At 56.7% G+C, this 13120-nt stretch carries 10 protein-coding genes; 1 reads left to right on the plus strand and 9 read right to left on the minus strand.

Annotation, left to right across the window (positions count from 1 at the left end):
* Positions 1–55 precede the first annotated feature (55 nt).
* From purF to fabB, 9 genes are all read right to left on the minus strand, one after another.
* The gene (gene purF, locus JYB85_RS11280; RefSeq protein WP_207379380.1) at positions 56–1570 is read right to left on the minus strand and encodes an amidophosphoribosyltransferase; all 1515 of its coding nucleotides are present in this window, start codon (positions 1568–1570) and stop codon (positions 56–58) included.
* Positions 1571–1608: 38 nt separating this feature from the next.
* Positions 1609–2097 carry a CvpA family protein gene (locus JYB85_RS11285; RefSeq protein WP_207379381.1) on the minus strand — a complete coding sequence of 163 codons (489 nt, stop codon included), beginning with the start codon at positions 2095–2097 and terminating at the stop codon, positions 1609–1611.
* A 105-nt stretch (positions 2098–2202) separates the two neighbouring features.
* Positions 2203–2814 (minus strand): SPOR domain-containing protein, encoded by a 612-nt coding sequence (locus JYB85_RS11290; protein WP_207379382.1) that lies wholly within the window; start codon positions 2812–2814, stop codon positions 2203–2205.
* A 2-nt stretch (positions 2815–2816) separates the two neighbouring features.
* On the minus strand, positions 2817–4073 hold the full coding sequence (gene folC / locus JYB85_RS11295; RefSeq protein ID WP_207379383.1) for a bifunctional tetrahydrofolate synthase/dihydrofolate synthase: 1257 nt from the start codon (positions 4071–4073) through the stop codon (positions 2817–2819).
* Between the two features lie 101 nt (positions 4074–4174).
* Positions 4175–4960: a tRNA pseudouridine(38-40) synthase TruA gene (gene truA / locus JYB85_RS11300; RefSeq protein ID WP_207379384.1), complete on the minus strand. Its 786-nt coding sequence runs from the start codon at positions 4958–4960 to the stop codon at positions 4175–4177.
* A gap of 108 nt (positions 4961–5068) precedes the next feature.
* Positions 5069–7504, minus strand: a complete 2436-nt coding sequence (locus tag JYB85_RS11305; RefSeq protein WP_207379385.1) for a FimV/HubP family polar landmark protein — start codon at positions 7502–7504, stop codon at positions 5069–5071.
* Between the two features lie 177 nt (positions 7505–7681).
* Positions 7682–8698 (minus strand): aspartate-semialdehyde dehydrogenase, encoded by a 1017-nt coding sequence (locus JYB85_RS11310; protein WP_207379386.1) that lies wholly within the window; start codon positions 8696–8698, stop codon positions 7682–7684.
* A 2-nt stretch (positions 8699–8700) separates the two neighbouring features.
* Complete coding sequence (locus JYB85_RS11315) at positions 8701–9831, minus strand: 4-phosphoerythronate dehydrogenase (RefSeq protein ID WP_207379387.1); 1131 nt, start codon at positions 9829–9831, stop codon at positions 8701–8703.
* Between the two features lie 97 nt (positions 9832–9928).
* Positions 9929–11140: a beta-ketoacyl-ACP synthase I gene (gene fabB, locus JYB85_RS11320; protein WP_207379388.1), complete on the minus strand. Its 1212-nt coding sequence runs from the start codon at positions 11138–11140 to the stop codon at positions 9929–9931.
* A 112-nt stretch (positions 11141–11252) separates the two neighbouring features.
* Here fabB and mnmC point away from each other — a divergent pair, with 112 nt between their 5' ends.
* Complete coding sequence (gene mnmC, locus JYB85_RS11325) at positions 11253–13094, plus strand: FAD-dependent 5-carboxymethylaminomethyl-2-thiouridine(34) oxidoreductase MnmC (RefSeq protein WP_207379389.1); 1842 nt, start codon at positions 11253–11255, stop codon at positions 13092–13094.
* Positions 13095–13120: the final 26 nt, after the last annotated feature.

A 13120-nucleotide genomic window follows, 5' to 3' on the forward strand; every position in this document is an offset into this window, starting at 1 on the left:
CCGCAAAAACAACAACGCCGGTCACTGGGACCGGCGTTGTTCAAGCCAACATCTATCAAGGATGGCAGACGTTGTGCAGCTCAAGGTTGGTGCCAATATCCTTGTTGCGATTGGCCTTGGCGTCATCGTTGCGCAGCTGGGTCAGGTGATCCAGGTAGGCCTGATCCACATCGTTGGTGATGTAGTGACCATCGAATACCGAGGTCTCAAAGCGCTTGATCTCCGGATTCTCCATACGTACGGCTTCCACCAGATCGGTCAGATTCTGGAATATGATGCCATCGGCACCAATAAGCTTGGCAATCTCATCGGCATCACGACCATGAGCTATCAGCTCGTTGGAAGTGGGCATGTCGATACCGTACACGTTCGGGAAGCGGATTTCCGGGGCCGCAGAGGCAAAGTACACCTTCTTGGCGCCGGCTTCACGGGCCATTTCGATGATCTGCTCTGAGGTGGTACCGCGCACTATGGAGTCATCCACCAGCAGCACATTCTTGCCCTTGAATTCGGCGTTGATGGCATTGAGCTTGCGGCGCACCGACTTCTTGCGCTCCTGCTGACCGGGCATGATAAAGGTCCGGCCAATATAGCGGTTCTTCACGAAACCCTGACGATACGGCAGGTCCATGCAACGGGCAATTTCCAGCGCGATATCACAGGAAGTTTCGGGAATAGGGATCACCACGTCAATGTCATGGTCATACCATTCTTTCTTGATCTTCTCACCCAGCTTGGCGCCCATGTTGACCCGGCTGGCATACACAGACACCTTGTCTATGGTGGAGTCCGGACGGGCAAAATACACGAATTCGAAGATACAGGGTGAGTAGCTCGGCGTCGCGGCGCATTGGCGAGTAAACAACTGACCATCGAGGGTGATGTACACGGCCTCACCGGGGGCCACATCGCGCATCACCTCAAAGCCGACCGCGTCCAGGGCAACACTTTCGGAAGCCACCATGTACTCGGTACCATTGGCAGTTTCGTGCTTGCCGAGCACCAGAGGACGAATACCATAGGGGTCGCGGAACGCCACCAGGCCTTCGCCCACTATCATGGCCACCACGGCATAGGCACCACGGGTCTGGGCATGCACCTTGGTCACAGCATCAAACACCTGTTCACTCGACAAATGAGCCGTTTGCACCTGCTGCAGTTCATCGGCCAGCAGGTTCAACAACACTTCGGAATCCGAGGTGGTGTTCACGTGACGGCGTTGCTGCTTCAGACGCTCGGCCAACTCCAGGGTATTGGTCAGGTTGCCGTTATGGGCCAGAGAAATACCGTAGGGCGAATTGACGTAGAAGGGCTGAGCTTCGGAGGCACTGGAGCTGCCGGCGGTGGGGTAACGCACATGGCCGATGCCGGCGTTACCCTGGAGACGTTGCATATGCTTGGGCTCGAACACATCACGCACCAAGCCGTTGGCCTTGCGTAATCTGAAAGCGCCACCATCAACAGTGACTATGCCGGCCGCGTCTTGACCTCTGTGCTGAAGCACGGTCAAGGCATCATAGATGGTTTGGTTAACCGATGAATGGCCAACAATTCCGACGATACCACACATGTGAGAGTTTCCTCGTATTTAAGATGTGATTGTATTTTTTATATTTTGGGTACAAAGCTCGAGGTATTTTCCAGGTAATGGAAAAACCACTGGATGACCACCCCAAACTCGGGGACCAATCGCGACGCCTTCCACCATGGGGTATTGGGCGCGCCGGTAAAGGCATCCAGGAAAAACAGCATGGCGCTGACGATCAAAGCGCCGCGCAGGGCACCGAAACACAGGCCAAGCAGCCTGTCGGTACCCGATAATCCGGTTTTGGCCACCAATTGGCCAAGAAGATAATTGATGAGCGCGCCGAGGATGAGGGTGGTGACAAAGAGTATGGCAATGGCAACGCCATTGCGCAGCATTTCGTCGGCGATCTGGGTCAGTTGCTGTGCGAGATCCAGATAAAACTGGCTGGCAATGAAAAAGGCCGCAAACCATACCACCAGAGACATGGCTTCTTTGGCAAAACCGCGGATCAGACTGATTAAGGTCGACAATCCGATGACAAAAATGATGGCGTAGTCAATCCAGACCATGGAATGGGCTTTCCGGCACAGGCTTCAGGACGGCGCGATTCTAACAGAGAAGCGGGAGATTCTCACCCCCGCGACGGCAAATAAATTGTTCGTAAGTGGCAACACTCAGCTTTCCAGTGGATCGTAGGCTACAACCTTGCCCTTGAGCTGGGTCAATTTTTCCACCTCGGTAAGCAAACGAGTGAGCTTCTCCTGGGACACATCTGGACCGATATACACCTTGGTCAACTTACCATCCACGGGCCTTGCCGGCAGGGTGTAGGCGCTGAAGCCGGCCTTGCGCAGTTTTTTCACCAGGGCCTGCACATTGGCGGCGTTGCTGAAGGCGCCCAATTGCACCGTCCAGGCCGCCTGCTTGGCACTGCGCTGGCTTTGGGTCTGTACCGGCTTGGCCTGAGTTTGAGGCTGAGCCTGCGCTGTTTGCTTGACCTCGGCCTCCGCAGGCTTGCGCTCTGGCTCTGGCTCGGCGGTGGCGGTTTCAGTCACCGATTCATCGGCCGCAGACGGCGCACCCGCATCGTCATCCTCAGCCAGACTCTCGGGTTCAAACTGACTGGCGGGCAACAGCTCGGCACTGGCCTCCGGACGCAGGGGGATCTCGGCGAACTGCTCTTCCACCCGCGCCTTTTTGCCATCAAGAATATCGGGCAGGAAGATAACCCCCAGGGCCACCAACACCACGGTACCGACCAAACGGTTATGAAACTGACTCGACAAACCTAGTTACCACCCATCAACGACTTGAACCCGGACACAGTGTAAAAGGAGCCAAACACAATTACCACCTCATCCTTGCCGGCTTCTGCAAGCACGGCATCCCTGGCCTCGTCCATCCCGGCAAAACAGCGAACACTGGCACTTGCCGGCAAACAATCGCGCAAGGTGTCGGCGCTTGCCCCGCGCTCACCACCCAGGCTCACCAGATACCAGTCACTGATGACGGGGGTCATAATCTGCATCACGCCGGCGATATCCTTGTCCTTGAGCATGCCGCACAGGGCGCGGATGCGTTTGCCGTCATAAGCGGCAAGTTGTTTGACCAGGAAGCGGGCCGCATGGGGATTGTGGGCCACATCGAGGATAATGTCAGGCGCACTGGCAATCTGCTCCATCCTGCCTGTGAGCCGCGCCGCCGCAATGCCCCTGGCAATCTGCTCATCACTTATGTTCAGTGGCAATTGCTCAAGCACCGCAATCACGGTTGCGGCATTGGGCAGTGGCAACTGGGGCAAGGGTAAATTCTGCAGGCTGCGCTGCCGGCCCTGGAAGTGCCACAGCGTGCCATCGTCACCATAGGAAAACTCCTGACCCACACGGTAAAGCCTGGCGCCTTTTTCTGCGGCAACTTCGATTACTGTATGGGGCAGATCAGCTTCCCCCACCACGGCGGCCTTGTCCTCGCGGAATATGCCCGCTTTTTCACGGCCAACGGCCTCGCGGGTGTTGCCAAGGAAGGCCTGATGGTCCAAATCCACCGCGGTGATCACCGCCACATCGGCATTAATCAGATTAGTGGCATCCAAACGCCCACCCAAACCCACTTCGAGGATCACCACATCCGGCTTGGCGGCAGCAAACAGCATCAGCCCCGCCAGGGTGGCGTATTCGAAAAAGGTCAGGGAAATCTCACCCCGGGCGGTTTCTATGGCGTCGAAGGCGGCTATCAGATCGGCATCGGCAGCGTCTTTGCCCCCGATACGCACCCGCTCGTTGTACTTCAGCATATGGGGTGAGCTGTATACCCCGACACTGTAGCCGGCCCCCGCGAGCACAGATTCCAGCATGGCGCAGGTGCTGCCCTTGCCATTGGTGCCCGCGACCGTGATCACCAGACTGTCCGGCAAGCTGTCCACGCCCAATCGCCTGGCCACGGCGGTCACCCTGCCAAGGCCCATTTCAATTTCGGTGGGATGAATGGAGAGCTGGTAATCCAGCCATTGCTGCAGGTTCGAATCCCTGCCGGGGCGCTTTTCCATAGAAAACAAACTCGGTTGAATTGGGCGCGTGTTGGATATCAAGGTTTATTAACAATGCAAGCCGCGCCCGGATGGCTCAAAAATTAGCACAGGGACAAGGTTCAGTCCAGCATGAACAAAGGACCCAATGCCAATTTAGGTATTTGAAATTCTTCGGGATAAGTCACATCCACCAGATAGAGGCCATGGGGCTTGGCCGTGGCTGCAGCCAAGGTTCTGTCCTTGGCTTCAAGCAGGGTCGCCATCCAGTCCAGGGGCTGATTGCCAAGACCTATTTCCAACAGGGAGCCAACAATATTGCGCACCATATGGTGCAGGAAGGCATTGGCCTGGATGTCCACTATGATGTACATGCCCTGGCGGCTGACACTGACCTTGTGCACGTTGCGAAACGGGGTCTTCGACTGACAGCCGATGGCGCGAAAGCTGGTGAAATCCCGCTCCCCCAGCAGCACCTGGGCCGCCAAATGCATCTTTTGCTCGTCTATGTCGCCATGGTAATGACTGACCCCGTGACGCAGGATCCCGGGGCGGAAATTGTGGTTGTATATAACATAGCGATAGCGCCTGGCGGTGGCGGAGAAACGGGCATGAAACTCATCGCTCACGGGTCTGGCCCAGCGCACGGCCACGGCATCGGGCAAATGCACATTCACTCCCAAGGTCCAGGCCCCTTCCTTGCGTATGGCCTGAGTATCAAAATGCACTACCTGGCCCGTGGCATGGACACCGGCATCGGTGCGACCGGCGCACTGCACTTCTATGGGTTCATTGGCGACAATGGACAGGGCCCGCTCCAATTGCGCCTGCACCGAGTCCACCTGGGCCTGGCGCTGCCAGCCATAAAATTTACTGCCGTCGTATTCAATTCCCAGGGCAATGCGCATGTCTATTCTCACATATCTCGAACAAGGCGGCGGATTTTAGCATAGTCACGGCGCCTTTCCCGAAAAAAAAACGGCGCCCCGGGCGCCGTTTTCCGCTGTAATCAGAGCTTATTCGATTTCCGCCAGCAAGGCCGCAGCCTCTTCTTTTTGGCGGGCATTGCCGTCGATTTCCACTTCCCGCAGCAGGGCTCTGGCACTGTCTGTATCGTCAATTTCGATATAGGCACGGGCCAGATCCAGCTTGGCATTGACCGAGTTTTCCTCGTCATCCACATCAATCATGGAGGTGTTACCGAGCAGACTGTCCATTTCGCCCAAATCCATGTCCACATCCAGCGCAGGATAAGGCTCCAGTTCGGCTTCACTCTCGCTTGCTTCGTTGAGCAGACGGTCGATATCGATAAAACCGTTTTCTTTTTGGAAGGAGCTGAGATCTTCCTCTTCCACCTTGCGCGCCGGTTTCTTTTTCTTCTCCGTCGCGGTCAAGGCCGCCAGGGCTTCATCCATCGACAAATCATCATTATCAAGGCTGAAACCTTCTTCTTCCTGCTCGGCAAATGCTGCCAGCAGATCATCATCACTGATGTCCTTGGCGGATATGGCCTTGGGATCTTCACTTGGCTCCTCTGCCTCATCCGGGCTATCCCACTCCAGCGTCTTCGCCCCTGGCTTGCCGGCCTTAAGATCGTTGAAGAAACCAGAATCCCTTTCCTTATTTGCTTTGGGCCTGTCTTCCTTATCGAGAGTGAACTCCAGCGGCGCGTTTTTATCTTCCTTGGTCTCAACCTCGTCCAATGTGGGCTCGCTTTCAGCAAGCGTATCCTCAATGAGGCTGTCCAGGTCGAAGTCAGCGGTCTCAACCTCTTCAGGCTCATCGGCCTTGGTCATTTCCCGCTTGAGTTGATCCAGTTCATCCTGGCTCAGGGCCTTTGGACCTTTTACCGGTTCTTCGGTTTCCGGTGGCAGATTGAACTCGGCCAGCAGGGCGTCGAGATCCTCTTCCATGTCCTGGCTGCCCAGTTCTTCTTCCAACTCTGCCGCAATTTCAGCGCTCAGATCTTCCTGTTCCGCGTCGTGCTCAGGCTCGGCCGGAGCATCAAAACCAGCCAACAGGGCATCCAAATCCTCTTCGCCGACATCGGGCCCTTCCCCCAGTTCCTCATCCAATTCGGCAGCAATTGAGTCTCGGGTGTCCTGCTCATCCAGGGCAGGGCTTGACTCGTCCGTGTCCGGTTCAATGCTGTCATCGGCCGGAATTTCCATATCGGCCAACAAGGCGTCCAAATCTTCCTCGACCTCGGCTTCACTTGGCTCGGCAGATTTATCTTCTGTGGTCTCCAGTCCCGCCATCAAGGCATCCAGATCCTCATCGCTGACCTCGCCGTCTTGCTCACCCATGGCTTCGGCCCAGAGGTCGTCCAAACTCTGTCCTTCCTCATCGGCACCGCTATCAACGTATACCTCAGCCTCTTCAGACGGCTCCGGCGCCACAGTGACATTGCTCATGTCCAGCAAGGAATCAATGCTGTCGTCGGCATCTTCATCCAGATGCACGGCCATTTCGTCGGTGGCTTCCTGCTGTGTGGCGGCCACGGCTGCGGCAACAGGTGCCGCCACTGCAGCAGCCTCCATGACCTTGGGCTCGGTCATCGATTCCTGCGCACCACGGCGGCGACGCATAAACATCCACACCAGCGCCAATATCAGCACCGCAGGAATGGAAGCGCCCAAGATCAACACCAAGGGGCTGTCCACCAGGCTGCGCCACTGATCCCCGGCCTTGGTGGATTCTATCTGAGCCAGCGCCTGAGCTTGCTTCAGAGCCTCATTGTCGGTCTGCAGACTTGCATTTTGTTCCCTTGCCGCCGCCAAGGCTTCTTCCAGGGTGGCGATACGGGTATTGAGTTCCTCAACCTTGACCTGCAAGCCTTCAACATCGTTGTTACGCACTTCCAGTTGATCTTTCACCCGCCCCAGCTCGTCGGTAAGGGCCAAATTCTGCCCCTGGGCTTCCTCGAGCTTAGCGCTCAACTGCTTGACCGTCTCATCCTGGTTTGGCAACACAGGTTTGGGCGGCATCTTGGCTTCTGGCTCAGGCACAACTTCGGCCACGGCAGGTTTAGCCGGCTCAGGCTTTGCGACGACAGCGCCACTGCGCCATGCCTTATCCTGGGATTCTGCCCGCTCCTTTGCCAATGACTTGGGAATGGCCAGCATGGCCTCCCGGGATGGGATCAGCAGTATCATGCCCTTTTCTAGACTGTTGTAATTGGCTGTGGCGAAGGCATGGGGGTTGGCATCGTATATGGCCGCCATCACCTGATAGATGGTGACATTGGTATCGGGGCGGACTTTCTGCGCTATGCTCCAGAAGGTGTCGGCCGAGGAGGTGGGGCCATACTGGCGTTGGCTCTCACGGGTCTGACCATCTGGGCCGGTTATTTTCAGCGGCTCGGCGGCTTGTACAGCGGGAAATTGGGGGGCAGCAAGGGTAATAAAAACGGCAGCGACCAGGCCACCAAGATAAGAAGTGCGAAAGTTCATCAATCCTTCCCTTTCAAGCGCGCATGTTCACCGGGCGGCGACAGGCTTTAGGCAATTGTATTTATTCAGATTACTATAAACCAGAAATTCATGCCCTGCTACTGTTCACATTTGTAAAACAAAAAAAGCCCGCTGCTTGCGGGCTTTTTCTACAAACTCACTGAGTTTGCTCACTTTTTACAGATAATCGCGGATCAGGATCTCACCGATTTGCACACTGTTGAGGGCGGCCCCCTTGCGGATGTTATCCGAGACTACCCAGAGGTTTATGCCGTGTGAATGGGAAATGTCCTTGCGCACCCGACCCACATACACAGGATCCTGACCTGCACCGTCGGTCACTGCCGTTGGATAATCGTCATCATCCTCGAACAGCACCACACCCGGGGCATCACGCAGCACGGCTTTCACGTCCTCGGCATCCACCTGGGCACGGGTCTCTATGTGTATGGCTTCGGAATGACCATAAAACACGGGTACACGCACGGCCGTGGGGTTAACCACTATTTCATCGTCACCGAGGATCTTGCGGGTCTCCCACACCATCTTCATTTCTTCTTTGGTGTAGCCGTTATCCATGAATTTATCTATGTGTGGCAAAACGTTAAAAGCAATCTGCTTACTGTAAACGCTGGGCTCAACCGGCAGCCCCTGCAGCAGCTTGGCACACTGACCGGCCAGCTCTTCGATGGCCTTCTTGCCGGTACCGGACACGGACTGGTAAGTGGCCACGTTGATGCGGCTGATGCCATAGGCGTCGTGGATAGGCTTTAAGGCCACCAGCATCTGAATGGTGGAGCAGTTGGGGTTGGCAATGATGTTACGGTTACGGAAATCGGCAATGGCCTCGGGATTCACCTCGGGGACCACCAGCGGAATGTCGATGTCGTAACGGAAGTGTGAGGTGTTGTCTATGACCACACACCCGTGCTCGGCGGCTATGGGGGCCCAACGGGCCGACACATCGCCCCCGGCAGAGAAGAAACCAATCTGTGCCTGGGACCAATCAAAGCTCTCAACGTCAAGAATTTCCACCTGTTTCCCATGGAAGGTCACGGTATCGCCGGCGCTGCGGGCACTGGCCAGGGGGAAAAGTTTGGCAACGGGGAAATTGCGCTCCTCGAGGATCTCAATCATGGTTTGACCCACGGCGCCCGATGCACCCAATACGACTACGTTAAATTGCTGCGACATGTTTATGAACCGATTCCAGTGAAACCTAATTGGGACAACCAATCTACCTCAGATGCCCCCGTGTGTGCCAGCGCCAGGGCACTGAATTCCCGGCGATGGCGGTGATTTTTTCTCATATTGTCAAAACCGCGCCCATCAAGGCCTTCACGGCGAAAGACCCAGTCATCATCACGGAGGTCGTATACGCTGCGACACAGACCCAGCAGTTGTCGTTCATCGATGTTTTGAGACAGGGTCACGCCGGCCAGATGGAAGGGTGGCAACAGGCTGTTGAGGTCGGCACTCGGGGTAATACCAAGCTCCCGGCACAGTGCCTGGTAGAGCATATAAGTACCGCGGGCCTTGCCTTCGAGGCTGTAACCGGCAATATGGGGTGTGGCGAGATCCACCAGCAGAACCAACTCGGCCATGGGATTGGGCTCCCCTTCCCAGACATCAAGCACCAGGCGCAGGTCCGCCCGCCGGCTCTTTACCCGGATAAGCGCCCGGTTGTCTATCACCTCGCCGCGGCAGCAGTTAAGCAACCAGGCATTCTGTGGCAGCTTATCCAACTTCTGCTCATCGAACAGGTACCAGGTGGGGTGCGGGCCTTCGCGGGTTAATGGTACATGCAGGCTGATGACATCAGCCCAGCCCAGCAGCTCGTCGAGGGCATAAAATTCCCGCTTATCGCCGCTTTGCGCCAGCAAGGGATCGCACAGCCTATACTCAACCCCGTAGGCCTTCAGGCAGTTGGCCAGGGCCGTGCCTGTGTTGCCGGCGCCGACAATGGCCACCCTTTTATCCTTGAGTCGCCCGCCATAGCGCTGTGCCAATTCCAGCATGGCAATGAAGGCGAATTCGCCGACGGCGATGGCGTTACAGCCGGGTGCATTGGCAAAGGGAATATTACGGCTCGCCAAATAATCCCGGTCCACGTGGTCCATGCCTATGGTGGCGCTGCCGACAAATCGCAGTTGTTGGTTGGCCTGCAGCAGGGCATCATTGACCTTGGTTACGGAGCGCACCAGCAGCACATCGGCAGCGGCCACTGTCGCGGCATCCAAAGTACGACCGGACACCTTGACCACCTGCCCCAGTTCACCGAACAGCTCGTCAACATAGGGCATGTTTTCATCGACCAGGATTTTCATTACAAGCTGAGACTCCCAAGGACTAAGTGGGTGCATTGTAACAATAAAAAAGGGAAGCATAGCTCCCCTTTTTTGTGTATTTGTGTAGCGTTGCCGCTTACTTGTACTTGCGCATTACCAGTGTCGCGTTGGTGCCACCGAAGCCAAAGCTGTTGCTCATGATGGTATTGAGCTCGGCATCGCGGTATTCACGCACAATCGGCATATCCTTGGCGGCATCGTCCAGATTGTCGATGTTGATCGAAGGGGCGATAAAGCCGTCCTTCATCATCAGCAGGCTGTAGATGGCTTCATGGACACCGGCTGCGCCCAGGGCGTGACCAGTCAGAGACTTGGTGGACGCAATTGGCGGCACCTTGTCCTTGAATACTTCGCGGATGGCTTCCAGCTCACGCACGTCACCTACCGGAGTAGAAGTACCGTGGGTGTTGATGTAATCGATAGGGGTATCCACATCGGCCAGGGCCATTTGCATGCAGCGCACCGCGCCTTCACCGCTTGGGGCCACCATGTCATAGCCGTCGGAAGACGCACCGTAGCCGATGATTTCGGCGTAGATCTTGGCGCCACGGGCCAGTGCATGTTCCAGCTCTTCGACTATCACTATGCCGCCGCCACCGGAGATCACGAAACCATCGCGATCCGCATCATAAGTACGGGAGGCTTTCTCTGGGGTGTCGTTGTACTTGGTTGACAGGGCGCCCATGGCGTCGAAGCCCATGGTCAGGGTCCAATCGATCTCTTCGGCACCGCCGGCAAAAACCATGTCCTGCTTACCCATTTGGATCAGTTCAACCGCGTGACCGATACAGTGGGCACTGGTGGCACAGGCAGAGCTGATGGAATAGTTCATACCCTTGATTTTAAAGGGTGTCGCCAGACAGGCACTGGCTGTGGAGGACATGATGCGCGGCACAATGTATGGACCTACGCGCTTGACGCCCTTTTCACGCAGAATGTCGGCAGCCTGCACCTGGTTGGAAGATGAAGCCCCACCGGTACCGGCGATCAAACCTACGCGGGGGTTGGAATATTGCTCTTCGGTCAGACCCGCATCTTCAATGGCTTCCTGCATTGACAGGTAAGCGTAAGCGGCGGCGTTGCCCATGAAGCGCATGGCTTTGCGATCAATAAGCTCAGCGGGATCCAGTTTGATGTTGCCCCACACATGGCTGCGCAGCTGCATTTCTTCAAATTGCGCAGAGTGAGTAATACCACTGCGTCCGGCCTTCAGTGACTCGGTCACTTCCTGCTTGTTGTTACCTATGCTTGACACAACGCCAATGCCGGTGATCACGACTCTTTTCATGTTCTACTATCCATTCCGTACAATCAGTACCAATTTTAGTGCGCCAATAGTATCCCCTTTGGCGCTTTTAAGTGGTCAGCTTTCCATAAAGGCAGGTAAAATAATGCCTATTATGCAACACAGAGTAAATGCTTTGACCCCGACCGAGCCCGGCTTCCTCTCCTATCACGCACAACTTCTGCCCTTGAAAAACCAAGCCCTGGACAGGCGCGCAACCCTGGTACTGCATGCCAGCAAGCCCGAACATCTGGCCGGTGCCGACAGCCTGTTACGGGCGCTGCTGACCGAGGGACTAAGCCTCAAGCTGCTGCTGTGCTGCGACAGTATGCCTAAGCTGAATACACTCTATAGCAACACAAAATTTGAAAAAGATCATTCTGTTTTCAAGCAATTGCTCGAATGTGAACCGCTGGCACTCAAAGAAGGGCAAAGGTTACAGCTTGAGGACGGTGGCTTGTGGCTGGATCTGCATTTGGGCGATGTTGCCACTACCCTCGCCGCCCTGCCCTGCGGCCCGCAGGGTGCGGTCGATGCCTGGTTGGAACTGTTACCCAGCCGGGAACTGTTGCGCCTGTCCCGGGATGGGGCTCTTTGCCTGGCAGAAGGTACAAGGCATGAGCTGGATCTGTCCGAGCGCCTGGCGCTGTGGCACGAATACCGCTGCAAGCACAGGTTGCCGCTGACGGTCGGGACAGTAGAGCCCAAAACCACGGCCATTATCGGCGGCGGCATAGCCGGTGCCTGCATGGCGCTGGCACTGACCATGAGGGGCCAAAGGGTCAGCCTGTTTTGCGCAACAGATGAGTTGGCGGGTGCCGCCTCCGGCAATCGCCAGGGCGCAATTTACCCCTTGCTGACCCCTGAGGATGGCGAGCTGTGCCGCTTCTTCATCCAGGCCTTCCTTTACAGTCGCAGGGTAATAGAGCAGTTGCAGTCTGCCGGTCACGCCATTGCCCATGATTTTTGCGGCGTACTGCAAACCGGCCATGATCAACGCTCGGCGGAGCGACTCGAAAAAATCATCCAGGCCAGCCATTGGCCGGACAGGATAGCCAGACGGGTCGATGCGGCCGAAGGCGCAAAGCTTGCCGGGCTCGGCATAGACAATCCCGGCATTTTCTACCTCCTCGGCGGCTGGGTCAGCCCGGCCGAGTTTTGCCGCGCTGCGGTGGCCCAGGCCCAACAAAGCGGCCTGTTGGACTTGCACCTGGGCACCCGGGTGAAGGCGCTTAAGCAACTTGAACAACTTAAGCAGCTTGAACACGGTTGGCAACTTGAGGGAACGGAAGGCGCCCTTGGGGAGTTCGACCAACTGGTGCTGGCCTGCGGCGAGGGCATAATGCAGTTTGCCCAGACCCGAAGCCTGCCGGTGAGTCCTTTCCGCGGTCAGGTATCCCATGTACCGAGTCAGGGAGCGCTGCCGCAGCTGAAAACCGTGCTTTGTTCCCAGGGTTACTTCACGCCGGGGCACATGGGCAGCCATTGCATGGGGGCAAGCTACGTTAAGGGGGCTCAGGATGGCCATTACAGCGAAGCCGAGCAGCGGGGGAATCTGGACAAGATGCGGGACAGCTACCCGCAGCAGCAGTGGCTTGAGGATCTTGATATTTCGGCGCAAAGCGCCAGGGTTGGAGTGCGCATGGTCACCCGGGATCATTTCCCCATGATGGGTGCCGTGCCCGATACTCAAGCCCTGATGGACATGTATCAGGCCCAGGGCGTGGGCCCTGCAGCGGCAAGCTTTTGGCAGCACAGGGCTCTGCCGGAACTGCCGGGACTCTACATGCTGGCGGGCTTGGGTTCCCGCGGCATCAGCTCGGCGCCACTGGCGGCCGAGTGCCTCGCAGATATGATGCAGGGCGAAGTGCCGCCCCTGAGCCAGGCATTACTCGATGCCATGGCCCCGAGCAGAATGTGGCAGCGTAAACTGCTCAAGGGTAAATCACTGGACTGACAGCCGCAGCCCGGCAAGCGCTGCAG

This window comes from Shewanella sedimentimangrovi (assembly GCF_017354965.1).
Classification (GTDB): domain Bacteria; phylum Pseudomonadota; class Gammaproteobacteria; order Enterobacterales; family Shewanellaceae; genus Shewanella; species Shewanella cyperi.

Bases quoted from the DNA above. Each gene is read 5' to 3' on its own strand.
- purF (WP_207379380.1), bottom strand. From the start codon at position 1,570: ATGTGTGGTATCGTCGGAATTGTTGGCCATTCATCGGTTAACCAAACC.
- JYB85_RS11310 (WP_207379386.1), bottom strand. From the start codon at position 8,698: ATGTCGCAGCAATTTAACGTAGTCGTATTGGGTGCATCGGGCGCCGTG.
- mnmC (WP_207379389.1), top strand. From the start codon at position 11,253: ATGCAACACAGAGTAAATGCTTTGACCCCGACCGAGCCCGGCTTCCTC.
- truA (WP_207379384.1), bottom strand. From the start codon at position 4,960: ATGCGCATTGCCCTGGGAATTGAATACGACGGCAGTAAATTTTATGGC.
- JYB85_RS11285 (WP_207379381.1), bottom strand. From the start codon at position 2,097: ATGGTCTGGATTGACTACGCCATCATTTTTGTCATCGGATTGTCGACC.
- JYB85_RS11305 (WP_207379385.1), bottom strand. From the start codon at position 7,504: ATGAACTTTCGCACTTCTTATCTTGGTGGCCTGGTCGCTGCCGTTTTT.
- folC (WP_207379383.1), bottom strand. From the start codon at position 4,073: ATGGAAAAGCGCCCCGGCAGGGATTCGAACCTGCAGCAATGGCTGGAT.
- fabB (WP_207379388.1), bottom strand. From the start codon at position 11,140: ATGAAAAGAGTCGTGATCACCGGCATTGGCGTTGTGTCAAGCATAGGT.
- JYB85_RS11315 (WP_207379387.1), bottom strand. From the start codon at position 9,831: ATGAAAATCCTGGTCGATGAAAACATGCCCTATGTTGACGAGCTGTTC.